Genomic DNA, 26817 nt, shown 5'->3' on the forward strand with positions numbered 1-26817 from the left:
CCTGTTTGGTAAGGTTTTGTGATGACTTCCCCTGTCCACCTTTGAATGCCCATGTCAGCCGATCCTTCCGACCCCAGCGCCCGGCGCACGTACCACCATGGAGACCTGCGCCAGTCGCTGATCGATGCAGGCATCAGGCTTGCGCGTGAGGGCGGGCCGCAGGCCGTGGTGCTGCGCGAGGCCACGCGGCGCGCGGGCGTGGCGCCGAATGCCGCCTACCGGCATTTCGCGAACCGGGAGGCTCTGTTCGAGGCGGTGCGTGCGCAGGTGCTCGCCCACATGGCACTGTCGATCGAGACGGAGCTGGCGTCGGCGCGCAGCATGGCGGACCCTGCCGCGCGTGCGCACGCCATGCTGGCCGCCGTGGGGCGGGCCTACATCGCCTTTGCACAGGCGGAGACGGGGTGGTTCCGCACTGCATTTGCCAGGAACGACGATGCGGCTCTGCCGGAAGGCGGTGCGCCTGTCGCGGCGGATCCGTTCCAGCTGCTGTGCGAGTCGCTCGACGCCATGGTGCAGGCGGGCGTCCTGCCTGCCGAGCGCAGGCCGATGGCGGAATACCTGGCCTGGTCCACGGTGCACGGCATGGCCACGCTGATGATCGACGGCCCCCTGCGCCACAGCCCGGCGGCGCAGCGCACGCAGCTCACGGACCGGCTGCTGCAGATGGTCGAGAAGGGGCTCTGAACGGGCGTAGAGGCGAACGGCTACGATCGCAGGAACGCCCTCTGCCGCAGAGCATGTGTCCCTTCACCCAACGGTCGATCCGTCCCGCCATGAACACCGAATCCGAACGCTTCCATACCTATCTTCCGCGCGAGGGCCACGGCCTGCCGCATGACCCGTTCAACGCCATCATCGGCCCGCGCCCGATCGGCTGGATGTCCACCCGAAGCGCCTCGGGCGTGCTCAATCTCGCGCCCTACAGCTTCTTCAATGCGTTCAACTACACCCCCCCGATCGTCGGCTTCTCCAGCCTCGGCCGCAAGGACACGCTGCGCAACATCGAGGAGACCGGCGAATTCGTCTGGAACCTGGCGACCCGGCCACTTGCCGAAGCCATGAACCAGAGCTGCGCGGCCGTTCCGTTCGACGTGGACGAGTTCGACCTCGCCGGGCTCACGCCGCTCGCATCCCAGGTCGTGACGCCGCCGCGCGTGGCCGAAAGCCCCGTCACCATGGAATGCCGGTGCACGCAGATCGTGCAGCTGCGGGGGGCCGACGGCGCGGACATACCGAGCTGGCTGGTGCTTGGCGAAGTGGTGGCCGTGCACATCGAGCGCAGCCTGCTCAAGGACGGCATCTATGACACCGCCGCGGGCCAGCCCATCCTGCGCGGCGGCGGTCCCGCGGACTATTTCAGCATCGGCGAGGCGCAGCGCTTTCGCATGTTCCGCCCGCGCTGAACCGGCCCCGCTTATGCGGCTGCGCCCTGCCCCCCGACACCCTCCCGCGGGTGTCCGGCCCATGCGGTGGAAAGCGGCATGTGCATCCGCACGGTGGCAGCCAGCCCGTCGATGCTCCAGCCCTCGCCCAGCAGAATGCGGCGCGTGTTCAAGTGATCCAGAAGACGCTCGTCGTCCACCCGCGTGCCGAGGTAGGTGACCGTCTTGTCCTGCAGGTGCACATAGCCCTGCTCGTTGCCCTGCGCCAGGCGGTTCCATAATGCGTGCGCACCGGGCGACTGGCGCGCGCCCGAGATCAGGCACTGGCCGTTGCCGAGCGCCCAGCGGTAGATGGCCGTGGCCAGGCCCTGGCGCTGGTATTCGGGGGCGAATTTGGTGTGGGGCGCGCGCAGCACACGATCGGCGCGCCTGTTCAGCTCGACGAGCCGGTTGAACACCGTATAGCCGGCCAGCCGCCGCATGTGCAGGTCTTCAACGTAGATGTATTGCTCGCCGTCCGCCTCGCGGTAGTGGACGGTAAAGCGCGGATCGCCGAGGAAATCGAGCCGCTCGATGCCGTGCATCGAGTCGCCGGGCGTATGGAGGCGGTCATGCAGCGACTGCAGCTCCTGCGCGATGGCGTCGGGGCCGGTGTACACATCGACGCGCAGCTCGGCAGGGCGCGGCAACGGCATCGGGGCTGCGGCCCGGCCCATGGGCGCAGGCAACCACGACGCCCAGAAAGGCGGCAGGGAAAGAAACATGAGGAGACGCTCCGTTGTCAACGGCGGGCATCCTAGGCCAGATCGCTGGCGAAGTCGCCCATGTCGCACTGCTTCAGTGCGACATGGGTAGCGGGCCTGCAGCAACAGGGAAGTGCATCCACAAATGCAAAAGCGGCCACAGGGGCCGCTTCTTGGGATCACTCCACCTGGACGGTGGGTCGATCGCCGTTTCAGCGCGAGAGCGCGTCCAGCGTCTGCGAGTCCAGTCGGCCCGTGGCCTTCAGGCCCTGGTCCTTCTGGAAGGCACGGATGGCGTTCATCGTCTTCGGACCCATGGAGCCGTCGGCAGAGCCGATGTTGTAGCCCAGGTCCATCAGGCGCTGCTGTGCTTCACGCGTGGACATGGCCGCGCCGGCACGTGTCTGCGAAGGAGCGGCACCGCCGTCCACGCCCAGCCGGCCACCGCCGCCCAGGCCCTGGCCCTGCACGGTCTGCGCCTTGTAGTTGCGCAGCGCCACGACCATCTGGTTGTAGGCGTCCATGAAGGCCGCCGTGATCACCTTGCCTTGGGCCGTGTTCTGATAACCACCCAGGCCGCCGCCCGCCACGCCGCCGAACAGGCCGCCGAAGCCCGCAAAATCGCTCTTGGAAGCGCTGCCCTCGGAAGCCGCCACCTGCACGCCTGAGCGGTTGTCCACCAGCGTCAGCATGGCGCTGGCCTCGCGGGTCTTCATGCTGCCGCCGATGGCGGCAATGGCCGCACCGCGTCCGCCGCCGATCAGGCCGCCCAGGGCACCACCGATACCGCCGGCATCGCTGTTGGAGAAGATGATTTCAGGCGAGAGGGCGTAGTCGGACGCCACCATCTGGCCCTTGCCGAAGTTGCTGCCGCCGCGCATTTCGCCGGAGCCCATCAGCTGGCGCTCACGGTCCATGGCGCGCATGCCTGCGGCGCTGCGCTCGACAATGATGAAGCAGTTGGATTGCTGCACCAGCAGGCGCAGCAGGTTGGCCGTTGGAGGCAGCTTGTATTCGTTGCGCAGGATCGTGTACCAGCCCGCATCCTGGTTCTCCACCAGCGACAGCGTGCCCAGCGACTGCGGGCAGCGCTCGAGCTGCGTGCTCTCGTTCGCGGTGTTGGCACCACCGGCGGCACCCGTCGCCACGGTCTTCGATTCGGCGCTGCCCATCTTCATGTTGGTGGTTTCGCAACCCGTCAGGGCAACAGCAGCACATGCTGCGGCAAGCAGCGTCAAAACTCTCTTGGACATCTAGGAATTCCTCTCGATACACAACCTGTTTGGCCGGCGGTTTCAACACACTGACGTGCTGTTCCTGCTCAAAACGACGGCGAATAATAGCGTCAGCCTCAAACTTCCGGCAAATGGTTGCAAGTTGTTTCTTTTTTGGTAGTTTTTCCGTATTGAGTTTTATTACTGATTGCCTCTAAGCCGATCGATCAGCCCGTTGAGCGACTCCAGCGAGCCAAACTGGATCGCCAGCTCCCCCATCTCCTCGGTGCGGCCATTGCGTTTCACGCGCTTCTTCACGCGCACCTCGACCTCGGCGGTGAGCAGGTCGGAGAGCTCTTCCTCCACCCGCTTCATGTCGCGCGACTTCTCTTTCTTGGGCTTCTGCGTCTGCAGGCTGAATTCGGCACCCAGCTTCTTGACCAGCGCCTCGGCCTCGCGCACCGACAGCTTCTTGGCCGCGATCTGGTTGCCGGCCGTGATCTGCGCCGCGCGATCGAGCGACAGCAGCGCGCGCGCGTGGCCCATGTCGATGTCGCCCGCCATCAGCATGGTCTGCACGGGATCGGCCAGGTTCAGCAGCCGCAGCAGATTGCTTGCGGCGCTGCGCGAACGTCCGACGGCCTGCGCCGCCTGCTCGTGCGTGAGGCCGAACTCGCGTACCAGCCGCTGCAGGCCCTGCGCCTCCTCCAGCGGGTTCAGGTCCTCGCGCTGGATGTTCTCGATCAGCGCCATCGCGGCCGCGGCCTCGTTGGGCACTTCGCGCACCAGCACCGGCACTTCGCTCAGGCCGGCCAGGCGCGATGCGCGGAAGCGCCGCTCGCCCGCGATGATCTCGTACTTGCCGGCGTTCGGGCCGTCCGCGAGCCTGCGCACCAGGATCGGCTGCATGATGCCCTGCTGCTTGATGCTCTCGGCCAGCTCGTAGAGCGCACCCTCGTCCATGCGCGTGCGCGGCTGGTACATGCCGGGCACCATCTCGGTCAGGGCCAGCTTGCCCACGCCCTGCCCCTCCACGGGGCCGCTCTTGGCATTGGCGGCCCGGGACGTCGCCGGGGAGGCCTTGGTGTCGGCCACCTTGGGGCCCAGCAGCGCTTCGAGACCTCGGCCCAGGCCCTTGGGTTTCTTCGTGACCATATCGGTTCAATCCTTTGTCGTGGTTCTGAGCGAATCCAGCAGCGCGTGGCCCTCGGGCCAGTCTCCCAGGCCGGATTCGGCGTTGATGTGTCCGCGCGCGCCCAGGTCGACGAAGCGCGAGCCCCAGGCATCGGCGAGTGCGCGGGCGCGCTCGAAGCTGCAATAGGGGTCGTTGCGGCTGCCCACCAGGATGCTCGGGAACGGCAACGAGCGCATGGAGATCGGCGTCCAGCCGCGCAGCGGCCCCGTCAGCTCGGGCCGCTCCACGTCGCCCGGGGCCACCAACAGGGCACCCTGCACCTTGCCGGATGCATGGCCCGAATGCGCAGCCCACCACGCCGTGAGAATGCACCCCAGGCTGTGCGCCACCAGGATGACGGGTGCCGGCGCATCGACGACGGTCTCCTCGAGCCGCGCGCTCCAGTCGCCGCGCAGCGGGTGCATCCAGTCATGCTGCTCCACGCGTTGATAACCGTGCAGGCGCTCCCAGCGGGTCTGCCAGTGCGCCTCGCCCGACCCCTGCCAGCCGGGGAGAACCAGCACCTGCTGCGCGTTCATGGCGTCCTTCATCCCATCTTCTTGATGCGCTTGACCATTTCCTTCGCGAAATCGACGAAGGCCTGGCTGCCCTTGGCGTTCGGGTCGAACACCACGCCGGGCAGGCCGTAGCTGGGAGCTTCGGCCAGACGCACGTTGCGCGGAATGACGGTGTCGAACACCTTGTCGCCGAAGTGGTCCTTGAGCTGCTCGCTCACCTGGCTCTGCAGCGTGATGCGCGGGTCGTACATCACGCGCAGCAGGCCGATCACCTGCAGGTCGGGGTTCAGGTTGGCGTGCACCTGCTTGATGGTGTTGACCAGATCGGTCAGCCCTTCCAGCGCGAAGTATTCGCACTGCATGGGAACGACCACGCCGTTCGCGCTGCACAGGCCGTTGAGCGTGAGCATCGAGAGGCTGGGCGGGCAGTCGATCAGCACGAAGTCGTAGTCCTTGTCCACGGCGGCAAGGGCCGCCTTGAGGCGCCGCTCACGCTGCTCGAGCGTGACCAGCTCGACTTCGGCACCGGCCAGTTCGCGATTGGCGCCAAGCACGTGGTAGCCGCACTGCTCCGAGAAAACGGCGGCCTCCTTGATGCCGGCGGTTTCCAGCAGCACGTCGTACACGCTGAGCTCGAGGGAGCGCTTGTCCACGCCCGAGCCCATGGTCGCATTGCCCTGCGGGTCCAGATCGACCATGAGCACGCGTTGCTTGATCCGGGCAAGACCTGCCGCGAGGTTCACGGTGGTCGTGGTCTTGCCCACTCCACCCTTCTGATTGGCGATGCAGAAAATCTTGGCCATGCGATCTTTTCGAAGTGCTTGTTATTTGGAAATGGCCAGCTTGACGCCGAAGCCGATGAGAAAAGTACCTGCCGTCTTTTCGAGCATGTTCACGATCCGTGGGTTGGCGCGCATGCGCTCGGCCAGGAAGTGCGTCAGCAGGATCATGATCGTCGAATAGAGCAGGGTCAGGGTCGCCACCGTGGCCGCCATTGCCGCAAAAGTGACAAGGCCGCGGTGTGTCTGCGGATTGACGAACAACGGAAAGAACGCCATGTAGAACACGATGGCCTTCGGGTTGAACAGCGTGATGATCGCGCCCTGCCGGAAGTAGTGATGCGGCCTGATGTTGACCACCGGCGCGTCGCCGGGCTTGGCGCGCAGCATGCGCCAGCCAATCCAGGCGAGGTAGGCGGCACCCACCCACTGCACCATGTGGAATGCTGCGGGATAGGCGGCCATCAGGCCGGCCACGCCACCCACCGCCGCCCACATGAGCATCTGGTCGGCACAGATCACGCCGAATGTGGAGGCAAAGCCGCCGCGGAAGCCCCCCTTGCTGGTCGACGTGATCAACGCCAGATTCCCGGGGCCGGGAATGCACAGGAACAGGATGATCGCGGCGACGAAAGCGCCGTAGTCCGAGATGCCAAACATGGGGATAACCTTCGCGCAGGACGAAAAGACGAGTCCCTAGTTTAAGCCACGCTCACGACTTGGGCCTCATCCACACAATGCAACGGTCTGCATCAAGGCCGGGCACTACCAGTTGTTCCACGTGAAACACCTCCACGTCGGCGCCCAGGGCGGCCTGCTCGTCATCGGTTTGCTTGCCCTTCATGGCCAGCCATACGGCGTGATCCGCGAGAGCCTGCCGCGACCATGTCGTGAAGTCGATCAGCGACGCGAATGCGCGGCAGCTCACGACATCGAACTTCTGCGTCAGCGTCTCGACCCGCGCATGGATTCCATGCAGATTGGGAAGGCGCAGGGCCGCCGCTGCCTGGTTGATGAACGCGGCCTTCTTGGCCACCGTATCGACGCAGCTCACATCCAGGTCCGGGCAGCAGATGGCGAACACCACGCCCGGCAGCCCTCCTCCCGACCCGACGTCCAGCAGTTTCTCGCGCTGGCCTGCGGGCATGGCTGCGAGGTGCCGCTGCAGCGGCTTGACCGCAGCCAGGCTGTCCAGCAGATGGTGCGTGAGCATTTCCTGCGGATCACGCACGGATGTGAGGTTGTAGACCTTGTTCCACTTCTGCAAGAGCGATTGGAACTCCATCAGCTGCGCGAGTTGGGATTCGCCCAGATCAAGCTCCAGGTCCTGCGCACCCTCGCGCAGTTGAGTCAACAGTTGCTCGCTCATGCCTCTGCTTCCACGCTCTGTGCCGTCATGTTGGCGAACTCCTTGAAGCCACCCTTCTTCAGGTGCACCATCAGCAGCGAGATGGCCGCCGGAGTCACCCCGGAAATGCGCGAGGCCTGGCCCAATGTCTCAGGCCGATGTTTCTGCAGCTTCTGGCGCACCTCGAACGATAGAGCGGCGACCTGCATGTAGTCCAGTTCCGCAGGCAGGCGCAGCTTCTCGAAATGAGCGGCGCGCTCCACCTCGTCCTTCTGCCGATCGATGTAGCCGGAATACTTGGCGGCGATGTCCACCTGCTCGATCACGGCCTCGCTGAGATCGCCCAGCGTTTCACGTGAAACATCGGGGCTTGCATACTTGCCGCCATTCATCTGCGTCAGATCCGCATAGCCGACATTGGGCCGGCGCAGCAGTTCGAACAGGTTGTACTCATGGTCGATGGCCTTCCCCAGGACACGCTCAGATTCTTCGGCTGGCAGGTTGCGCGGATTTACCCAGGTGGATTTCAGGCGCTCTGTTTCACGTGAAACAGCGTCGCGCTTGCGGCTGAATGCATCCCAGCGTGCATCGTCGATCAGGCCCATGTTGCGCGCAGCCTCGGTCAGGCGCATGTCGGCATTGTCTTCGCGCAGCTGCAGGCGGAATTCGGCGCGGCTGGTGAACATGCGATAGGGTTCGGTCACGCCCTTGGTGATCAGGTCATCCACCAGCACACCGAGGTAGGCCTCATCGCGGCGTGGCACCCAGGCCTCCTGCTCTCTGCATTGCAGCGCGGCGTTGATACCGGCGAACATACCCTGCGCCGCGGCCTCTTCGTATCCGGTGGTGCCGTTGATCTGTCCTGCAAAGAACAGGCCATGGATCTGGCGGGTCTCGAAGCTGCTCTTGAGCGCACGCGGATCGAAGTAGTCGTACTCGATCGCATAGCCGGGGCGCAGGATGTGGGCGTTCTCCAGTCCACGAATGCTGCGCACCAGGTCGTACTGGATGTCGAACGGCAGGCTGGTGGAAATACCGTTGGGGTAGTACTCGTTCGTGGTCAGGCCTTCGGGCTCCAGGAAAATCTGGTGGCTTTCCTTGTCCGCGAAACGGTTGATTTTGTCCTCGACGCTAGGACAGTAGCGCGGCCCCACGCCGTCGATCTTGCCGGTGAACATGGGACTGCGGTCGAAGCCCGAACGGATGATTTCGTGCGTGCGCGCATTGGTGTGGGTGATCCAGCAGGGCATCTGCGTCGGATGCATGGCCACATGGCCCATGAAGCTGAAAACCGGCAGGATGCCTTCGTTCACCCCGCCCGGCATGCCGTCGCCGGGCTGTTCCTCGCACTGGGAGAAATCGATGCTGCGGCCGTCGATGCGTGGCGGCGTGCCGGTCTTGAGGCGCCCCTGCGGCAGCTGGAGTTCCTTGAGGCGCGACGACAGCGTGACGGCCGGCGGGTCGCCGGCGCGGCCCGCCGCGTAGTTGTCCAGCCCCACATGGATCTTGCCATCGAGGAAGGTCCCCGCCGTCAGCACCACCGTGCGGCCTCGGAACTTGATCCCGACCTGCGTGACGGCACCCACTACCCGGTCACCCTCCACCATCAGGTCGTCCACCGCCTGCTGGAACAGCCACAGGTTCGGCTGATTCTCCAGTATGTCGCGGATGGCTGCCTTGTACAGAATGCGATCAGCCTGTGCGCGCGTGGCACGCACGGCGGGACCCTTGGAGCTGTTCAAGATGCGGAACTGGATGCCGCCCTTGTCCGTCGCCAGCGCCATGGCGCCACCCATCGCGTCCACTTCCTTGACGAGATGACCCTTGCCAATACCGCCGATGCTCGGGTTGCAGCTCATCTGCCCGAGCGTCTCGATGTTGTGCGAGAGCAGCAGGGTCTTGCAACCCATGCGTGCCGCAGCAAGCGCGGCTTCTGTTCCGGCGTGTCCGCCGCCGACTACGATGACATCAAAATTCTGGGGATACAACATGAAAGGAGCGCCTTTCGGGGACGCGCTGGCCCGCAAACTACTACCCGTGCACCTCCGGCCGCGCGCAACCGGAAGCCAGGCCGATACGCTCATGCCGCAGGAACTGCGCTACATGGCCGGCCTGAAAGAGCCCAGCCTGAATGGGCCGGGAAACCCCTGATTTTCCCACGCTCCGGCCAATCTGTCCCGATGGCCCTCCAAGCAGCCCCCAGGATCTTCCGGATGGCACTGCTGTTTCACGTGAAACGCCGTCGCGACGCCTCCTCTTTTGGGGTCCATGGGTTGCCTATTTTTTAGTCAATCACCATCAATGGCCCGATCCTGCAAACCCGCCCGAGTCGGTATAGCATGTTCGAGGAAGCTTTCATTCCACCGTCTTTCGATTGAAAAAAGGAAACCTCATGAAGCTCTATTACTCGCCCGGCGCCTGTTCCCTGTCGCCACACATCGTGCTGCAGGAATTGGGCCTGCCCTACACCCCCGTGCTGGCCAGCACCAAGTCGCACAAGCTGCAGGACGGAACGGACTTCTACACCATCAACCCGCTCGGCTATGTCCCCCTGCTGGAGCTTGACGACGGCAAGCGCCTGCACGAAGGCCCGGCCATCGTCCAGTACCTGGCCGACCAGGCCCCCGACAAGAAGCTGGCTCCCGCCAACGGCACGTGGGAGCGCTACAAGCTGCAGGAATGGCTGACGTTCATCGGCACCGAACTGCACAAGAGCTTCAGCCCGCTGTTCAATCCCGCATCCACCGACGACGTGAAGAATGGTGCGCGCGAGCGCATCACCGGCCGCCTGCAGTTCGTCGAGAACGAACTGGCCGGCAAGCAATACCTGATGGGCGAGCAGTTCACCGTGGCCGATGCCTACCTGTTCACCGTGACCAACTGGGCCAAGCTGACGGGCGTGGACCTCTCCGGCTTCCCGAACCTCAACCAGTACCGCGAACGCGTTGGCGCCCGCCCGGCCGTCGTGTCTGCGATGAAGGCCGAAGGCCTGATCAAGTGATCCCGCGCAGCATTCGCTGCAGCAGGTTCTAGGTTCCAGAGAGTCCGGCATGTCCGCAAGGGTGTGCCGGATTCTTTGTTTGAACGAACCTTCGTCGCAGCAAGGGCTTGTACCGTGGGAGTGCACGTCCGGAAGCGGCGGATTAACCTAGCCTCTTCTCGAACCTTGAGCACGAAAGGCACCATGACCTCCGCATTGTTCTCCCCCATCCAGGTCGGCGATCTGCGCCTTGCCAATCGCATCGCGATGGCGCCACTCACGCGCAACCGCTCCCCCGATGCCATCCCCCAACCCGTCACGGCCACCTACTATGAACAGCGGGCCAGTGCAGGCCTGCTGATCACCGAAGCGACGGCCATCGATCCGCAGGCGCAGGGCTATGCCGACGTGCCGGGCCTGTACTCCAGCGAGCAGCTCGATGGCTGGAAGCGGGTCACCGATGCGGTTCACGCACGCGGCGGCAAGATCGTCACGCAGCTCTGGCATGTGGGCCGCATCTCGCACAACGACCTGCAGCCGGGCCACCAGGCGCCTGTGGCGGCTTCCGCCATCCAGGCGCGAAGCAAGACCTACCTGATCGACAAGACCAGCGGCAAGGGCCACTTCGTCCCCACCTCCATGCCGCGGGCCCTCAAGGTGCAGGAGCTTCCCGGCATCGTGCACCACTATGTCCAGGCCGCCCGCAGCGCGGTGCAGAGCGCCGGCTTCGACGGTGTCGAGATCCACGCAGCCAACGGCTATCTGCTCGAGCAGTTCCTCAAGGACGGCGCCAACCAGCGTACGGACGACTATGGCGGCTCCATCGAGAACCGCGCGCGGCTGATGCTGGAGGTCACGCGCGCCGTCGTCGATGCCGTGGGCGGCGGCAGGGTCGGCATTCGCCTCTCCCCCGTCACGCCGGCCAACGACATCGTGGACAGCGCGCCGCAGCCCCTGTTCGAGTATCTGGCGCGGCAGCTCGCACCGCTGGGCCTCGCCTACATTCATGTGATCGAGGGCGCCACGGGCGGCTCGCGCGAGGTGGAAGGCCGTCCGTTCGACTACCTGAGCTTCAAGGACGCCTACCGCCAGCATGGCGGCAAGGGCGTCTGGATGGTGAACAACGGCTACGACGGCGCCATGGCCGAGAAGGCGATCGCCAGCGGCCATGCCGACATGGTGGCTTTCGGCAAGCTGTTCATCTCCAACCCGGACCTGGTGAGGCGCCTGCACGACAAGGCCCCGCTCAACCCCTGGGACCAGTCGACGTTCTACGGCGGCGGCGAGCACGGCTATACCGACTACCCGGCCCTCGGCTGAGTTCTCCGCGCACGGCCCTGCCCGCCTGGGGCCCGGGCCGTGCCGGTCTCACTTCCTCGTGTCGATCTCGTCGCGCGCCATCTTGTTGAAGGCGTTGTCGATCTCGTCGGCCCGCAGCGTGGGCTTGCCGTCGCCATGGCGGCGCAGCGCATCGATCTGCTCCTGCATGCGCGTGGCCACCTGCATGAGCACGCGGTGCAGGCCCAGCTGCTGGCGCCGCGAATGCTCCAGGTGATCTGCCACGGGCTGCATGGCCGTCTGAACGATGGCCCCCAGAAGCTGCGCAGAGCGCTCTGGCGCGTCATCTGCGTCCGCCCTACCCTCACCCCCAGGCACGGGCTTTTGAACGCTTGAGAGCGCGTTTCCGATGCGCTGCAGCGATTCATCCGTCGCACGCTGTGCCGCCTGCAGCTGTCCCAGCAATTCACCCCATTCGCCCTGCGAGCGCTGGGACTGCGCCTGCTGCAATTGCCCGAGCTTGAGCCAGAGCTGCCCCTGCTTCTCCGACTGCGACAGCTGCTTCTCGGTGCTGCTGTGCTGTGCGCCCGCCAGATCACGCGTCGCGGCCACCAGATCCACCAGCTGCGACGCCACGCGCGTACCGGCATCGGCCCCCGCACCGCCCATCGCCTTCTGGCGCAGGAACTCGGCCTTGATGTCGCCCCAGCGCGCCGCCTGCTCCGCATCGAGCGCACCGCGCAGCTCGCGCAGCTTGAGCAGGTTTTCCTCCGCGCCCGTGGTCAGCATCTGCGCCTCGCCCTGGTAGTGGTCGTCGAGCATCTGCTGCATTTCCGCATCGTTCATCACCGGCGTGATCTTCTCGGCCAGCTTGTTCATGTTGCGGTAGCTGCCCTGCAGCTTGAACGGCGGCTCCTTGCGGTAGTGATCATCCTGGGCCGCGCTCTGGATGTACTGTTGATTCACGTGAAACACGATCTCGCGCACCTTGAGCATGCGCTGCAGCGTGGCATCGATCTCGCGCAGCTCGGCGGACGAGTACTCGTAGCTCAGCGCATTGCCCGACACCTCCTTGCCCTGTGCCTTCTCGATCAGCAGGTACAGGTCCTGCAGGCTGCGCGTCGCCATGGGGGCGAGCACGGCGTTGGAGGTCATGCTGTTCTCGATGTAGCTCAGCTTGAACACTTCCTCCATCCCGCCCAGCACATCGCCCAGGTTGTAGATATCGGCACGGTTGGCCAGCATGTCCGGAATCTTGAACACCTCGCCCGACTCTGTGTACGGGTTGCCCGACATGACGATGCAAAAGCGCTTGCCGCGCAGGTCATGGGTCTTGGTCTGCCCGCGCCACACGCCCTCGATGCGGCGCGTGCCGTCCGAGAGTGAAATGAACTTCTGCAGGAACTCCGGGTGCGTGTGCTGGATGTCGTCGATGTACAGCATCACGTTGTTCGCCATCTCGAGCGCGAGGTTGAGCTTCTCGAGCTCCTTGGCGGCGGTGGCGTCGGGTGCCTGTGCGGGATCCAGCGAGCGCACGGAATGGCCCAGCGCCGGGCCGTTGATCTTCATGAAGATCAGCCCCAGGCGGCTCGCCACGTACTCCATCAGCGTCGTCTTGCCGTAGCCCGGCGGCGAGATCATCATCAGCAGGCCCATCTGGTCGGTACGCCGGGTCTCGCCCACCGCGCCGATCTGCTTGGCCAGGTTGTCGCCGATCACCGGCAGGTAGCTCTCGTTGATGAGCTTGTTGCGCACGAACGAGGTGAGCGGCCTGGCCTTGAACTCCTCCACGCGGATGCGCTCGCGGTAGCCCTTGAGCACCTGCTGGCGCAGCTGTTGATAACGTTCGAACTCCGGCACGAAGATGCGGAAGTGGTGCGCCGCGCGCATGCCCAGGTCATCGATCTGCAGCGCCATGCGGCCGCCGTCGATGCGCGGGTGCTGGCCCAGCAGGCCCGTGACTTCGGCACGCAGGTCCACCGTGCTCACGGTGTTCGGCAGATGGCTTGCGCAGGTCAGCCAGGCCGCCGCCTCGCCGCAGTAGGCCAGCAGCGCATCGCCCTCTGCCGTCTTGAGCGCCCGGCACGCCGTCTGCAGCCAATGCAGCGCGCTGCGCCAGCGCTCCGACAGCGGCGCGACGTGATGGCCGTTGCTGCGCTGGTGGCGTGTGTCGCCCTGCCAGTACTGCAGCATCTCGTCCCATTGCTGCGGGTTCTGCGCATCGCTCCTGAGCACGCCCTGCAGTGCCGCAACCGCCGACTGGCCGTAGCTCGAGAAATGAAAGCGCAGCGCCTTCTGTGCGAGCTCCGCCTGCAGGTAGTTGGCGGCCGAACGGATGAGGCCGTCGATGTCGCCGTGCGCCGACAGGCCATGGAACAGTTCGAGCAGGCCGCCCTCCTCCGCAAAGGTCCGCAGTTGCACACCGATGTCGGCCTGCAGCGACTGCAGTTCCGTCTCGCTTGCGAACAGCGCCTGCATGGACTGTGCGTGCTGCGCACGGCGCGGCCACTGTGCGATCGCGCCGGCCAGTTGCGGCTGCTGGATGCGCTCGTGCTCGCTCCAGAACAGCACGGCCAGCGCGCGTGCATCGGGGCCGAAACGCAGCACGCCGGCCGCGTCGCGCAGCGGCAGCAGCGTCTGCAGGATGAGCGCCGCATCATGGTCGTGGATGCCGCGCTCGTAGCCTTCGCGGTAGCGGGGCGCGGCAAACTCGCGCACCGCCTGGGTGAGCGCGGCGTGGTCGAGCGCCAGTTGCCGCAACCGCACCTCATCCCAGCCATCGGCGCGATTGCGCGCGGCCAGCAGCAGGCTGAGGGCAAGGTATTCGCCACGGTAGAACTGCGGCGACTCCGCCGGCGTCGACACATCCCAATAGGCCTGCAACTGCGCAAGCTCGGGGTTGTCCACCGCCTCGAAATACTCGGTGCCCACCAGATGCAGGAACAGCTCCCGCCCCTCCGCACCCCGCGGTAGCAGCGTGAGCTCCAGGTCCTGGTTGCCCACGCTGAACTTGTGGCGCCCGAGCTTGATGACGTTGCCGCCGCCATCGAACAGGTCCGTGCGGTCCTGCAGCGAACGGAAGGCCTGGTCGCGCAGCGTCTTCACGCGGGTCTCGATATCGTCCGCCTTCACGGGGTCGAACAGCTCCGTGCGCAGCCGCTCGGCCAGTTCCTTGAGCTTGTTGATCAGCGGATCGCCCGCGAAGAAGGCATGCAGCGCCTCGTTCGAGGCCAGCTTTTCCGTGCGCTTGGGCAGGCTCTGCACGATGCGCAGCGCCGCGTCCAGCACGCCCTGCGCTCGGCGCTGGCGCTCGTCCTGCAGCGACTGGCGGCGGGCCTCGAAGGTCTCGAGCAGTTCCTCGCGCTTGGCGACGATGTCGGAGAGAAACTGCTCGTGCTCCCCGAACTGGCCTTCGATCTCCTCGAGCTGGACCAGCAGCCGCGCAAGCTGCTCATCGCACTTCTCCGGCGTCTGCGCAAGTCCCAGCGCATTGACGATGCTCTGCGAAAACAGCGCCAGCTGCGCCGCGAACTGCGCCACCTGCTCCGAGCTTCCAAGGCTGCTGCGGCGCTGCTCGGCGCGCGCACGCACCTGATTCAGGCGCGAATAGATCACCGAGATGCGGTCCACCACCTGCGTGCGCTGCGTGGCATCGTCGATCTTCAGTCCGCCCATCAATTCGGAGAGCATGTCGAGCGCAGCGGAGATGCGCGTCATCTCGGCCAGCGGCTCCTTGAGCAGCAGCACCGTGGCCGCCGCCTGCGCCTGCTGGTCGAGCGCCTGCAGTTCATCCACGTAGGGCTGCAGCGCCGCATCCGTGGCGACGAATGCCGCCGTGCGCTGCGACACATCGCCCTGCGCCTCGTTCACGGAAGCCACCATGGCATCGATGGCGGCCGTGTCCACATAGCGCAGCTCGCGCGTGGACATGAGCTGGCCGCGCAGCCTGGCCAGCTCATCGAGCGCGGTGACATGCTCGTCCACCGTCGCCCAGTCGCTGGTGCGCAGGTGCTTGAGCAGGCCTGCATGCTGCGTGGACACGGCGCTCATCGCGCGCGTCGACGCCTGCCGGATGCTCTCGACCTTCTCGTATTCGTCGATCACCGCATCGCCCGTGGCGGCAATGCCGTGCAGCACCTCGTTCATCTGCGCGAGCTGCTGCGTGTTGATCCATTGATGGCGCTCGAACAGGCGGCGCGTGGTATCGATCAGGCGTTCATAGCGTGCCAGCGACACCTCGGGCGCGGCGATTTCCTTGCGCACGCTGTAGATGTCGGAGATGCCGCTGACCAGCTCCGCATTGCCGATGCGGCCGAGGAAGGTGTCCTTCTGCGGCTGGCTGGCGGCATAGTCCTCGGAGGCGAACGGCGTGCGCCAGATCTGCATGGGGTGCACGCGCGTGGCCTCGTCGCTGTCGGCCGCGAAGATCACGATCCGGCCGTCCTCGAGCCTCGCGTAGCCGTGGCAGACGATGGGCGGCTGCAGCGCGCGCTCGATCAGGTTGTACTTGAACAGCGCCATGCGTCCGCTGCCCGGCTCGTAGAAGATGTACAGCACGTCCTCGCCGTTGGGCGAGCGGATGCTGCGCCGGAAGCGCATGCCCTGCATGTCCTGCTCGAACCTCCGGTGCTCGCCGCTTTGCAGGTAGTAGCCGCCCGGAAAGATGATGCCGTGGTCGTCGGGCAGCTGGATGCAGGCACCCGCGATCGCGTCCATGCGCAAGACCTGCTGCGACAGCGTGTTGTAGATGAGGTAGCGCCACTGCTCCTCGCGGTACGGCAGGATCTTCAGCAGCACCATGCTGCCGACCTGCGCATACTCGAACACCGCATCGTCGAGCGACTGGTTGGCCTCCTGCACCGGCTCGCTGTAGATGCCGAGGCCGTCGTTGGTGTTGTTCTCCACCTTCACGGTGAGCGTGCCGCCCAGCGTCTCGACGAACACCTTGTCGAGGATGTTCATGTGCGCATGGCGGCCCTGGACGATCTGCTCGCGTCCCGCGCGCTGCCATTCGAAGTCGTAGGCCGATGGCGGCAGGATGTCGCGTTCGCCGCGGTTGTCTATGTACCTGACCGCCTTGCCGTCCGGCGAGATCGACCAGCGGAACACGCGCACGTCGGTGATGCGCTCGCCGATCTGGAAACTTGCGAGCAGCTTGCTGTCGCGCACGACGAGCTGCATGAGCCGCGTGTTCTTGTAATAGGCATAGAGCTCCTGGAAGTCCTGCACGAAGCTCTGGATGCCCAGGAAACTGTCCTTGAGGTCGACCGGTGCCACGTCATAGCCGTGCTCGCCCTCCTCGAGCCGGTAGAGCGCAAACACATCCTCCACGCGCGTGGTCTGCTTGAGCCCCATGAAGACGTTGTAGCCGAACAGCAGGTATTCGCCCACCTGCGTGATGTCGCGGCCCACGCAGTTGTTCTCGGTGCGCACCCGCATGCGGCCCAGCACCTCCATCTGGCTGCGGCCGAACTCCTCAAGACGTTCCTCGTTGAGCTGGCGCACCAGCGATTCGAGCTGCTCGCCCTGCGCGGCCAGGCGCCTGGCCAGCACTTCATACGATCCACCGCTGGCAACGGCCTGATCGACGACGGAGGCGGGTTGTTGTTCGGTTGGATGAGGCGATTCGGACATCTTGATCACGCGCTTTCACTGGTGGCTCGCGCTCCCGCCAGCGGGAGAGAAAGGAAGGTGAGGGTCGTTGGGGATCGGGGGCAGCGTGATTTCCAATGCTGCCGATGCCTTCACCCCGGCCCTCTCCCGCACGCGGGAGAGGGAGCCTGAAGGCCGATTTCAGCCTCAGGCAGCAGGCGGCTGCTTGCCGTTGTCGGAGCCGCTGCCGGAGCCGCTGTTGCCCAGCAGCGCGCCCACACCGCCCTTGCTGTTCAGGAACTTGTTCAGCAGCTCCTGCACGATCGGGCTCTTGCCGGACACGCCCTCGATCGCCTTGCCCACGGAGAGCGCCTTGGCGAAGTTGTCGAAGAACGCACCCTCGCCGCCCACGATGTCGATGTTGGCCTTGCTGAGCGCCGAGGACAGCACCTCGGCCTGCTCCTTGGCCACGGTCTTGTTGGCATCGATGGCCGCGAGTGCCTGCTCGAAATTCTTCTCGAGCTGCATGCGGAACTCCTCGTGCGAGCGCGCCTGATCCGACAGGCCGCCGAGCGCCGTGAACTTCTCGGTCAGGCCCTTGGCTTCCGCGAACAGCTTGTCGCGCAGCACATCGGCTTCGGACTGGCCCACCTCGCGTGTGACCGTGGCCCTGGTCGCACCCACCTGCGCCTCGCCGCGCGCCTGTGCAAGCAGACGCTCTTCGAGCACCTTGGCGTCGGCCAGGCCCTGCTTCTCGTTGGCATCGGCCGTGGCCTCGATCACGCGGGCATGCGCAAGACCCTTTTCCTGGTCGCCCTTGGCCTCGGCAATGAGGCGCTCGGCGATCACCTTGGCCTGTGCCAGGCCTTCCTTCTCGATCGCGGCAGCGGTGACCTCGCGCACCTTCGCGTCGGCCAGGCCGGGCGCCGCACGCTCCACCTCGATGGCCTCGGCCATCTTCTTCTTGGCCTCGGCGGTCTTGCCGGCGGCCTCGAGCTCGGCCTGCGCGAGCGTGGTGACTTCCACCGCCTTGTGGCGCGACGCGGTCTCGTCGGCCTCGGCCTTCTTCACCTGGCGCACCAGGTCTTCCTGCGCCTGCGCCTCGGCGGTCAGCACCGTGACCTGCTTCATGCGCTCGGCCTCGGAAACCACGCGCACTTCCTTGATGCGTTCCTCTTCCTGCGCCACGGTCTTTTCCACCGCCACGCGCTCGCGGACCACGTTGGCAATGTTGGCCTTCTCGACCTCGATGGCCTTTTCCTTCTCGATGCGCTGCAGCTCCACCTCACGCTCGCGCGAGACGATCTCGAGCTCCTTGGCACGCGTGACCTTCTCGATCTCGATGACCACCGCGCGCTCGCGGTTCTGCTGCGCCACGGCCACCTCGCGGGCCTTGTTCTCCTCGCGGATGTCCAGTTGCTCCTGCGTCTGGATGCGGGCCTGCTCGGCCTTCAGGCGCTCTTCCTCCTGCACCTTCTGGGTCTCGGCCTGCTCCCGCGCCTGGATGGTCGCGATCTCGCGCTTCTGCCGCGCTTCCGCATCGGCCTGCTGCCGAGCCAGGGCCAGCATGGCTTCCTTGGTTTCCACGTTCTTCTTGGTGATCGCGAGATCGGCGTTGCGCTCCAGTTCGTTGGTCACGATGTTCTGGTTGGCGGTCAGTTCGGTGATCTTGCGGATGCCCTCGGCGTCGAGGATGTTGTTGGGATCGAGCGAGGACTTCGGTGTCTGTTCGAGGTAGTCGATCGCCACGTCCTCGAGCACGTAGCCGTTCAGGTCGTTGCCGATCACGTGGATGATCTGGTCGCGGAAATCCTGGCGGTTCTCGAACAGCTTCACGAACTCGATCTGCTTGCCGACGGTCTTGAGCGCCTCGGAGAACTTGGCGTTGAACAGCTCGTTCACGGCCCCCTTGTCGGAGGCGCGGTCCACGCCGATGGACTTGGCCACCTTGAGCACGTCTTCGGCCGTCTCGTTGACGCGCAGGTAGAAGGCCACTGTGATGTCCGCACGCATGTTGTCCTTGCAGATCAGTCCTTCCTTGCCGCGCCGGTCGATCTCCAGCGTGATCAGCGAGATCTGCATGAACTCCTTCTTGTGGATCACGGGCAGCACCAGGCCGCCGGTGAACTTCACCTTGGGCTGCGACGTGGTGTCGTTGATGATCAGCGCCGTGCCCTGCGGCACCTTGATGTAGAAGGCCTTGACCATGGCCAACATGGCAAAGATCAGCACGACGATGACCGCAACGGCCACGCCGAGAACGATGTACCACTCGGAGAAGTTCAAGCTCATGGTTTCAGTTCCTCACAGAGAAAATCACAAAAGAAAAACGGGAAAAAATCAGGGTCGGCCGATCAGCGCAGCGGCAGATCCAGGCCTTCGAATTCGGCCTTGCTCACCACGCGCCAGGCGTTGTGTTCCGGCATGCGCTCGATGAGCACGACCTCGGTGCCACGCGGCAGTTCGCGGTCGGGCGAGCGCATCTGCACGTTGAGTCCGCCGCCGCCGTCCTCGACGCTGCCGTAGCCCTGGCTCGCGTTGACCACGGCGCTGCGCACCAACCCCGTGCGGCCCAGGACGACCTTGGCCTCCTCGGGAGGCGCCACCATGGCGATCGCCTTGCGCAACGGCCGCAGCACGATGACGGTGGCAACGAAGCCCAGCACCGATGCGGCCGCGAACAGCCCGGTGCCGGTGACGATGTTCAGGAGCGTCCAGCCCTCGGGCATGGGCACGAGGTGCGCCAGAGCGTAGCTGATGAGCCAGGAGAGCAGGAACAGCACGGTCAGGATCACCGTGAGCGGAATGCCACCCAGCCCCACCTTGAGCAGCAGCCCGGCGAGCGCACCGATGGAATCCTCGGCACCGTGCCCATGGTGGCTGCCGTCGAACAGCACCCAATGGTCCATGGAGTCCACTTCCACCAGCCCGAAAATGGCGATCACCCAGTACAGCAGCATGCACAGCAGCAGCATGCCGAAAATGAATGTCGGGAATCCCAGCGCGTAATGCAAGAACGCCGTCATACAGACCCTCCTTCGATGGATGATGTTGTTGTGTTGCGCTGCCCGATCAGGCGGGGGCCTGTCGGGGCAGCTCTTCGATCCTTGAGGAACTTCTTATTGATCTTTCTGGATGGACTCGCCTGCACCGCCGCGCAGGGGCGGCGCCCAGGCTGGGGTTCGGGCGCGGCCCGGGCCCCGGTCAGGCACTCTTGCCGGCCGAGGCCTTCTGCGCTTTCAGGCGCTCCAGCACCGACTGCGCATTGCCCTGTTGTGGCGTGATGCCCGCAGCCCGCAGTTTCGCATCCAGGGCGTCCTCGCTGCCTTCGCGCGCAAGTTCGGCCGCGCTTTGCAGGCGCGCGCCGCGCTCGGCCTGCTTCTGCTTGATGCGTTCGAGCGAATCCAGCGCGTTCTGCACCCGCGACTGCGAGCCGGTATAGCGCCCCGCAACGGTGGCCTGGGCGCGCTGCACGCTCTCGGTGGCCTTCACCGTGTCGGCCTGCTGCTTGAGGCGCTTGATGTTGGTGGTGGCCGCCTGGATCGCATGGCGCAGCTCGTCCACGCTCTGCGTGTAGGCCGCAAGCTGCGACTCCTCCTCGGCCTGCTGGGCCTCGAGCAGCGAGACCTTGCCCGCCACTTCCAGCGCCAGCGTCTCGTCATTCGTCTCGAGCGCCTTGAGCGCGTAGCCCTCGTATTCACCGATCTTGAGCTGCGTGGCCTGCAGCCTGGAGGCAGCAAGCTTCTGCTTGGCCATGATCTCGGCCAGCGCTTCCTTGGACTTGTTCAGGTCGTTGTCCGCGTCGCGGATTTCCTGGTCGAGGATGCGCAGCGCCTGACTGTCGGTGACGGCCTCGCCCGCTTCGTGTGCGGCACCGCGCAGCGCGGTCACCAGCTTGTTCCAGACTGCCATGATGAACTCCTTGTGCTGTGGGTTGTCGTTGCGTTGCCCGAACCGCTTCAGGCCTGCTGGGCGCGCGGCAGATAGCCGGCGAGCGCCTCGGTCACCTGGATCACGCTGTCGGCCAGCGCCAGGATTTCGCAGATGATGTCGTCGCTGCTGCTCGTGGCGCGCATGGCCGAGAACATCACGTAGCCTTCGCCTTCCGAGCCCAGCGGCTCGAGCGCGAGCGTCGCATGGGGAAAGAGCTTCTGCAGGCGCAGGATCTGCTCGTTGAGGCCGGCGCGGTCGGCGACGTCCGCCGCCGACCAGAGGAACGCCTCCACGACGAGCTGGTCGCCCGAGAGCGCAAGGTGCACGGGCAGGTCACCGAAATCCGGCAGCGTGACCAGCAGGCTCGCGTCGGCGCCTTCCAGCACCTCGACCTGCAGGCGGCCGCCTTCGGCCAGCGCGGAGCGTTGCAGGTCTTCTGCAAGGCTGTGAATGTTCCAGTACGGATGTGTGCTCGATTCCATGTCACCCTCCTTGTGGTCAAAAGCCAAAGACTCGGGATGCGCCCCGGGCAGGCGCATCAACCTCTCCAGCCGCTGCAGGGCTTGCCCGTACTGCGGCAGGATCCACACCTCTTTCTTCACCAGCCCCTGCTCGCGCAGCCGCTGACGGTGCAAACGCTGGTAATGTGCCGAGGTTTTCGGTTCCAGTTTCGGTTCCATGCGTCTACTCTAACTTCATTACATGTGATGTGTACATGTAATGTGTGTCAATATGAAACTCCAATGAAATCAGAGGCTTGCTGCCCCGCCCTGCTGATTGCCGCTCCTGCCTCGGGCCAGGGGAAGACCACGGTGACCTCGGCCCTGGCCCACCTGCTCGCCGCGCGCGGCAAGCGGGTGCGGGTGTTCAAGTGCGGTCCGGACTTCCTGGATCCGACCTGGCTGGCCCTGGCCAGCGGCCAGCCTGTGGACAACCTCGACCTCGCCATGTGCGGACGCTCCGACATCGAGCAGCGCCTGGCGCAGGCGGCCGCCGACAGCGACGTGATCCTCGTCGAGGCCGTGATGGGGCTCTTCGATGGCACGCGCAGCGCGGCGGACATCGCGGCGCTGTGGAACCTGCCCGTGCTCCTGGTGATCGACGCCTCGGCGATGGCCGAAACCTTCGGGGCCCTGGCCTTCGGCCTTGCCAACTACCGGCCGGGCCTGCGGATCGCGGGCGTGCTGGCCAATCGTGTCGCAAGCGAGCGGCATGCGCAGATGCTGCGGCGCTCCGTGACGCCCGATGTGCGCTGGCTCGGCCACCTGCCGCGACAGAACGCCTCCGGCCAGAAGCCCATGCCCTCGCGCCACCTGGGACTGCTGCCCGCCGACGAATTGCATGATGCACAGGACCGCCTGGCCGAACTGGCACAGAGCCTCGGGCAGTCGGATCTGGGGCAGCTTCCATGGGAGGATTGGCTCGCGCACTGGCAGGTGCAGTTTCCGGCACCGGCAACCGGCAGTGCAGGTGATGCCGCCGCGACCGAAAACGGGCTGCTTTCCGGTCGCACCATCGCGATAGCGCGCGACGCGGCATTCAGCTTCATCTACCCCGCCAACCTCGCGTTCCTGCAGGCGCAAGGCGCCCGGTTGGCCTTCTTCTCGCCGCTGGCAGGCGACCCGCTGCCCGCCTGCGATGCGCTCTGGCTGCCCGGCGGCTATCCGGAGCTGCACACCGAGGCGCTGGGTCGCAGGCAGGATCTCGCGGTACAGATTGGCGCGCACTGGCAGGCAGGCAAGCCCATCTGGGCCGAATGCGGGGGCATGCTGGCGCTCATGCGGGAGCTCCACTGGCCCGCCCGGGAACTGCGGGCTCCGCTGCTGGGCGTCATACCCGGCGAGGTGACACAGCACCAGCGCCTGCAGGGACTGGGCATGCAGGGCTGGCAAAGCCCCTGGGGACTGCTGCGCGGGCATGGTTTCCATCACTCCAGCTGCGAAACCAGCCTGCCCGTGCTGGGCCATACGCAGCGCCTGATCGACGAACACGAGCTCGATGCGCAATCGCGCCTCGAACCCGTCTATTCACAGGGCTCGCTGCGCGCGAGCTATTTCCACGCGTGGTTCCCCTCGAACCCACGCGCGGCGGCCGGCCTGTTCACCGCGCCCGATCCGACGACGAGCCCTCTTCCCGGATCCGCCAGCGCTTGAGCAGCAGTGCATTGGTCATCACGCTGACCGAGCTCAACGCCATCGCGGCGCCCGCCACCACCGGGCTCAGGAAGCCCAGGGCCGCCAGGGGAATGCCGGCCACGTTGTACGCAAACGCCCAGAACAGGTTCTGGCGGATCTTGCGCACCGTGCGATGCGAGATGTCGAGCGCCGCCGCGACGAGCTTGGGATCGCCGCGCATCAGCGTGATACCGGCCGCATGCATCGCCACGTCCGTGCCATTGCCCATGGCCATGCCCACGTCTGCCGCAGCGAGCGCGGGCGCGTCGTTCACGCCATCCCCCACCATCGCGACCACATGGCCGCCCTGCTGGAGCTGCTTCACCGCGGCCGCCTTGTCTCCCGGCAGCACCTCGGCCATGACCTCGCCCCGATCGGGGTCGAGCCCCAGGCGCCGCGCCATGGCATAGGCGGCCCCCTTGTTGTCGCCCGAAATCATCACGCAGCGCACACCCTGGGCCTTGAGCTCGGCCAGCGCCTCCATCGCTCCGGGCTTGGGTTCGTCGCCAAACGCCAGCAGGGAGATCGCCACCAGCCCACTCGTGCGTCGCTCGGCGACCGCGGACACCGTGGCACCCTTTTCCTGCAGATCGGTCGCCTGGGCCGCCAATGCCCCCAGGTCGACATTCAGCTCCTGCATCCAGCGCAGGCTGCCGATCAGGTAGCTCCTTCCCGCCACCTCGCCTTCCGTGCCGCGGCCGGGCACGGCGCGCACGCCATCGGGCTCGGGAATCGCCACGCCACGCTCCTTGGCAGCCGCCACCACGGCTCGCGCCAGCGGGTGCTCGCTGCCGCTCTGCACACTCGCCACCGCGGCAAGGACGGCGGACTGATCGGCCAACTCAGCGGCCGATGGTTCCACGTGAAACGCGATCAGCCTGGGCTGGCCCACGGTCAGCGTGCCTGTCTTGTCGAAAGCCACGGTATCGACACGGTGGGCCAGCTCCAGCGCCTCGGCGTCCTTGATCAGAATGCCGTTCTTCGCGGCCACGCCGGTGCCGGCCATGATCGCCGCGGGGGTCGCCAGGCCCAGCGCACAGGGACAGGCGATCACCAGCACCGCCACCGCATGGATCAGAGCGGCCTCCACGCCGGCGCCGTAGGCCATCCAGCCAAGGAAGGTGAGCAAGGCGATCACCAGCACCACGGGCACGAAGATGGCCGACACCTTGTCCACGGTGCGCTGGATCGGGGCCTTGGCCGCCTGCGCATCCTCCACCAGGCGGATGATCCGCGCCAGCACGGTCTCCGAGCCCACGGCCGAGACCTGCATCACGATGCGGCCGTCGCCGTTGATCGAGCCCCCCGTGAGCTGTGACCCGGCCTCGCGCACCACCGGCAGCGGCTCGCCGGTCAGCATCGATTCATCGACCTGCGTATGACCCTCGACGACCACTCCGTCCACCGGCACGCGCTCGCCGGGGCGCACCACCAGCTTGTCGCCCGCCATCACCTCGGCGATCGGCACGTCCACTTCACCGTCGCGCCCCATCAGGTGGGCCACATCGGGCCGCAGCGCATGCAGCGCGCGGATGGCCGCCGTGGTCTGCCGCTTGGCCCGGGCCTCCAGCCACTTGCCCAGCAGCACCAGCGTGATCACCACCGCCGAGGCCTCGAAGTACAGGTGCGGCGTGTGGCCCGGATGCGCGGTGAGCCACAGCCACAAGGACAGCCCGAAGCCCGCGCTGGTGCCGATCGCCACCAGCAGGTCCATGTTGCCCGACAGCGCCCGGGCCGCATGCCAGCCCGCCTTGTAGAAGCGCGCACCCAGGATGAACTGCACGGGCGCGGCCAGCAGGAACTGCGCCCAGGCTGGCAGCATCCAGTGCTGGCCGAACAGGTCGCCGAACATCGGCAGCACCAGCGGCGCGGACAACAGCAGGCCGATCGCGACCGGCATGAAGCCCGCCCAGGGCGACTTCGATTCCTCGCTCGCTTCCTGCTCCGCCACGGAGCGCGGCTCGTAGCCCGCATTGCGCACCGCGCGGCGCAGGATCGCATCGATATCGGCCTGCGTCGCTGCATCGCCGAGCGTGATGTGTGCACGCTCGGTGGCCAGGTTCACCGTGGCGTCCTGCACGCCTGGAACCTTGCGCAGCGCACGCTCGACGCGCCCCACGCAGCTCGCGCAGGTCATGCCGCCGATGCCGAGATCGACTACCGAAACAGGAGTTGGGGTGGTTGCAGTGTTGTTCATGGATTGGAAGTTAAGGTTTGACATGATGTGAAGGTCAAGCCCTTTCTGCCCTTTCTTTTCATTTTTTTGCGTTGTCCCATGTGTGGACGCACCGGCGTCGTCATAGCCGGCACGTTCATCCCATGAACCGCTTGACTCTGACATGGTGTCAAGGTACACCATGGCATCGGTTCATTTCGATCCATTGAATTCCTCGAATTCATTCCATTCACCGCTCACAAGGAGAAACCCATGAAATACACATTCCAGGTTCAAGGCATGACCTGCGGCCATTGCGAACGCGCCGTGGTGCATGCAGTGCGTGAAGTCGATGCCGATGCGCTCGTCAAGGTCGACCTGCCCACCGGCCAGGTCACCGTGGAGAGCGACAAGTCGCGCGATGCGCTGGCCAACGCCATTCAGGAAGAAGGCTACAAAGTCGCGGCATGACCACCACGTCCGCCCCGAGATCCCCCGCCGTCCGGACACCGCCCGTGCGCTGGCCCGTGGCGATCGGCGTGGCGGCCGAACGCGCCGGTGTCTCGGCGCGCATGGTGCGCCACTATGAGTCGCTCGGCCTGCTGCCGGGCGTCTCGCGCACCGACAGCGGCTATCGGCAATACAACGAGGCCGACGTGCACACGCTGCGCTTCATACGCCGCTCGCGTGATCTCGGTTTCTCGATGGAGGAAATCGCCACGCTGCTCGGCCTGTGGAAAGACAAGGAGCGCGCAAGCGCGGAGGTCAAGAAAGTGGCCCAGGCCCATATCCTCAACCTGTCCGAACGCATTGTGGCGATGCAGGACATCCAGCGCAGCCTGCAGACACTGGTGCATTGCTGCCATGGCGACGAGCGGCCGGACTGTCCGATCCTCGAAGAGCTGGCCAGCGAACAAATCGCGCATCCGCGGAGCCATTCCGAGCCTGCGCCCTGAGCGCGCCACCCGAGCCGGCCGGACCGCCTCAGATCCGGCAAAGGAAAAACACAAGGAAAAAGAAAAGGGAGCACCGCAGAGAAACGGGCTCCCTTTTTTTCCTGGCCGGCCCGCCCGGCAGCGCTCGGGCAGGCAGTTATCCACCGGAAGGACGTCCTGCTTAAAAAACAGGCAAAACCACTGGCGCCGGCATTCAGGCTGCCGAAGGTGCCGGCTTGATGAAGGCCTCGACCTTGCCCTTGAGCGTGATGAGCAGCGGGCGCCCCTTGCGGTCCAGCGTCTTGCCCGCGGGAACCTTGATCCAGCCCTCGCTCACACAGTACTCCTCCACGTCGAAGCGCTCCTTGCCGTTGAAGGTGATGCCGATGTCGTGCTCGAAGAACTCCGGCTTGTGGTGCGGGCTGCGGGGGTCGATGGACAGGCGATCGGGCAATGCGGGCTGGTTGTTCGCGGTATCGGTCACGGTTTTCTGATCTCTTGGTTCTGGGAAAGGCGCCATTGTCCCGCAAACATCCTGTCAGCCACTACCTGTACCCCACCAACCCGCTCCAGAGACGCTGGCCCGATCAGTTATGCAAGCTCGCTGCT

Annotated in this window: 23 protein-coding genes; 8 read left to right on the top strand and 15 right to left on the bottom strand. The window is 65.6% G+C overall.

The window, feature by feature from the left end; all coding sequences use genetic code 11:
• Positions 1–51: 51 nt before the first annotated feature.
• Together H9K76_RS20265 and H9K76_RS20270 are read left to right on the top strand one after the other, a co-directional pair.
• On the top strand, positions 52–687 hold the full coding sequence (locus H9K76_RS20265; RefSeq protein WP_187597074.1) for a TetR/AcrR family transcriptional regulator: 636 nt from the start codon (positions 52–54) through the stop codon (positions 685–687).
• Between the two features lie 89 nt (positions 688–776).
• Positions 777–1406: a flavin reductase family protein gene (locus H9K76_RS20270; protein ID WP_187597075.1), complete on the top strand. Its 630-nt coding sequence runs from the start codon at positions 777–779 to the stop codon at positions 1404–1406.
• An 11-nt stretch (positions 1407–1417) separates the two neighbouring features.
• Here H9K76_RS20270 and H9K76_RS20275 read toward each other — a convergent pair whose 3' ends face one another.
• From H9K76_RS20275 to mnmG, 8 genes are all read right to left on the bottom strand, one after another.
• Complete coding sequence (locus H9K76_RS20275; RefSeq protein WP_246475171.1) at positions 1418–2149, bottom strand: N-acetyltransferase; 732 nt, start codon at positions 2147–2149, stop codon at positions 1418–1420.
• A 191-nt stretch (positions 2150–2340) separates the two neighbouring features.
• Positions 2341–3381: a peptidoglycan-binding domain-containing protein gene (locus tag H9K76_RS20280; protein WP_187597076.1), complete on the bottom strand. Its 1041-nt coding sequence runs from the start codon at positions 3379–3381 to the stop codon at positions 2341–2343.
• A 162-nt stretch (positions 3382–3543) separates the two neighbouring features.
• A complete protein-coding gene (locus H9K76_RS20285) occupies positions 3544–4497 on the bottom strand; it encodes a ParB/RepB/Spo0J family partition protein (protein ID WP_187597077.1) in 954 nt (317 codons plus the stop codon).
• Positions 4498–4503: 6 nt separating this feature from the next.
• Positions 4504–5055: an RBBP9/YdeN family alpha/beta hydrolase gene (locus H9K76_RS20290; RefSeq protein WP_187600763.1), complete on the bottom strand. Its 552-nt coding sequence runs from the start codon at positions 5053–5055 to the stop codon at positions 4504–4506.
• Between the two features lie 8 nt (positions 5056–5063).
• On the bottom strand, positions 5064–5837 hold the full coding sequence (locus tag H9K76_RS20295; protein WP_187597078.1) for a ParA family protein: 774 nt from the start codon (positions 5835–5837) through the stop codon (positions 5064–5066).
• Between the two features lie 21 nt (positions 5838–5858).
• Complete coding sequence (locus H9K76_RS20300; protein ID WP_187597079.1) at positions 5859–6473, bottom strand: LysE family translocator; 615 nt, start codon at positions 6471–6473, stop codon at positions 5859–5861.
• 52 nt (positions 6474–6525) lie between these two features.
• Positions 6526–7182, bottom strand: coding sequence for a 16S rRNA (guanine(527)-N(7))-methyltransferase RsmG (gene rsmG / locus H9K76_RS20305; protein WP_187597080.1), 657 nt, complete (start codon positions 7180–7182; stop codon positions 6526–6528).
• A complete protein-coding gene (gene mnmG / locus H9K76_RS20310) occupies positions 7179–9152 on the bottom strand; it encodes a tRNA uridine-5-carboxymethylaminomethyl(34) synthesis enzyme MnmG (protein WP_187597081.1) in 1974 nt (657 codons plus the stop codon). Before mnmG ends, rsmG begins: the two co-directional genes overlap by 4 nt.
• Here mnmG and H9K76_RS20315 point away from each other — a divergent pair.
• The 3 genes from H9K76_RS20315 (at position 9151) to H9K76_RS20325 (ending at position 11461) form a co-directional block, all read left to right on the top strand.
• On the top strand, positions 9151–9312 hold the full coding sequence (locus H9K76_RS20315) for a hypothetical protein (protein ID WP_187597082.1): 162 nt from the start codon (positions 9151–9153) through the stop codon (positions 9310–9312). The two genes, mnmG and H9K76_RS20315, sit on opposite strands and share 2 nt — an antisense overlap.
• Before the next feature lie 241 nt (positions 9313–9553).
• Positions 9554–10162, top strand: coding sequence for a glutathione transferase GstA (gstA, locus tag H9K76_RS20320; RefSeq protein WP_187597083.1), 609 nt, complete (start codon positions 9554–9556; stop codon positions 10160–10162).
• Positions 10163–10345: 183 nt separating this feature from the next.
• The gene (locus H9K76_RS20325) at positions 10346–11461 is read left to right on the top strand and encodes an alkene reductase (RefSeq protein ID WP_187597084.1); all 1116 of its coding nucleotides are present in this window, start codon (positions 10346–10348) and stop codon (positions 11459–11461) included.
• A 48-nt stretch (positions 11462–11509) separates the two neighbouring features.
• Here the strand turns inward: H9K76_RS20325 and H9K76_RS20330 are convergent, their stop codons facing one another.
• The 5 genes from H9K76_RS20330 to H9K76_RS20350 all read right to left on the bottom strand — a co-directional run bounded on the left by H9K76_RS20330 (position 11510) and on the right by H9K76_RS20350 (position 21624).
• Positions 11510–17053 carry a DNA repair ATPase gene (locus H9K76_RS20330; RefSeq protein ID WP_187597085.1) on the bottom strand — a complete coding sequence of 1848 codons (5544 nt, stop codon included), beginning with the start codon at positions 17051–17053 and terminating at the stop codon, positions 11510–11512.
• 165 nt (positions 17054–17218) lie between these two features.
• On the bottom strand, positions 17219–19303 hold the full coding sequence (locus H9K76_RS20335) for a hypothetical protein (protein WP_187597086.1): 2085 nt from the start codon (positions 19301–19303) through the stop codon (positions 17219–17221).
• A gap of 62 nt (positions 19304–19365) precedes the next feature.
• The gene (locus H9K76_RS20340) at positions 19366–20037 is read right to left on the bottom strand and encodes an NfeD family protein (protein ID WP_187597087.1); all 672 of its coding nucleotides are present in this window, start codon (positions 20035–20037) and stop codon (positions 19366–19368) included.
• Positions 20038–20215: 178 nt separating this feature from the next.
• Complete coding sequence (locus H9K76_RS20345) at positions 20216–20923, bottom strand: PspA/IM30 family protein (protein WP_187597088.1); 708 nt, start codon at positions 20921–20923, stop codon at positions 20216–20218.
• A gap of 47 nt (positions 20924–20970) precedes the next feature.
• Positions 20971–21624 (bottom strand): YjfI family protein, encoded by a 654-nt coding sequence (locus H9K76_RS20350; protein WP_246475172.1) that lies wholly within the window; start codon positions 21622–21624, stop codon positions 20971–20973.
• Between the two features lie 63 nt (positions 21625–21687).
• Here H9K76_RS20350 and H9K76_RS20355 point away from each other — a divergent pair, with 63 nt between their 5' ends.
• Positions 21688–23097, top strand: coding sequence for a cobyrinic acid a,c-diamide synthase CobB (locus H9K76_RS20355; RefSeq protein WP_246475173.1), 1410 nt, complete (start codon positions 21688–21690; stop codon positions 23095–23097).
• On the opposite strand, the gene H9K76_RS20360 is transcribed toward H9K76_RS20355, so the two are convergent.
• Complete coding sequence (locus H9K76_RS20360; RefSeq protein ID WP_246475174.1) at positions 23045–25315, bottom strand: heavy metal translocating P-type ATPase; 2271 nt, start codon at positions 25313–25315, stop codon at positions 23045–23047. The two genes, H9K76_RS20355 and H9K76_RS20360, sit on opposite strands and share 53 nt — an antisense overlap.
• 231 nt (positions 25316–25546) lie before the next feature.
• Here H9K76_RS20360 and H9K76_RS20365 point away from each other — a divergent pair, with 231 nt between their 5' ends.
• Positions 25547–25744 (top strand): heavy-metal-associated domain-containing protein, encoded by a 198-nt coding sequence (locus H9K76_RS20365; RefSeq protein ID WP_187597090.1) that lies wholly within the window; start codon positions 25547–25549, stop codon positions 25742–25744.
• Entirely contained in the window at positions 25741–26229 is a 489-nt protein-coding gene (gene cueR, locus H9K76_RS20370) for a Cu(I)-responsive transcriptional regulator (RefSeq protein ID WP_187597091.1), read from the top strand. The genes H9K76_RS20365 and cueR overlap by 4 nt, the downstream gene beginning before the upstream one ends.
• 193 nt (positions 26230–26422) lie before the next feature.
• On the opposite strand, the gene H9K76_RS20375 is transcribed toward cueR, so the two are convergent.
• A complete protein-coding gene (locus tag H9K76_RS20375; RefSeq protein ID WP_187597092.1) occupies positions 26423–26728 on the bottom strand; it encodes a DUF3297 family protein in 306 nt (101 codons plus the stop codon).
• Between the last annotated feature and the right edge of the window lie 89 nt (positions 26729–26817).

The sequence above is a fragment of the Diaphorobacter ruginosibacter genome (assembly GCF_014395975.1).
Lineage (GTDB): Bacteria > Pseudomonadota > Gammaproteobacteria > Burkholderiales > Burkholderiaceae_C > Diaphorobacter_A > Diaphorobacter_A ruginosibacter.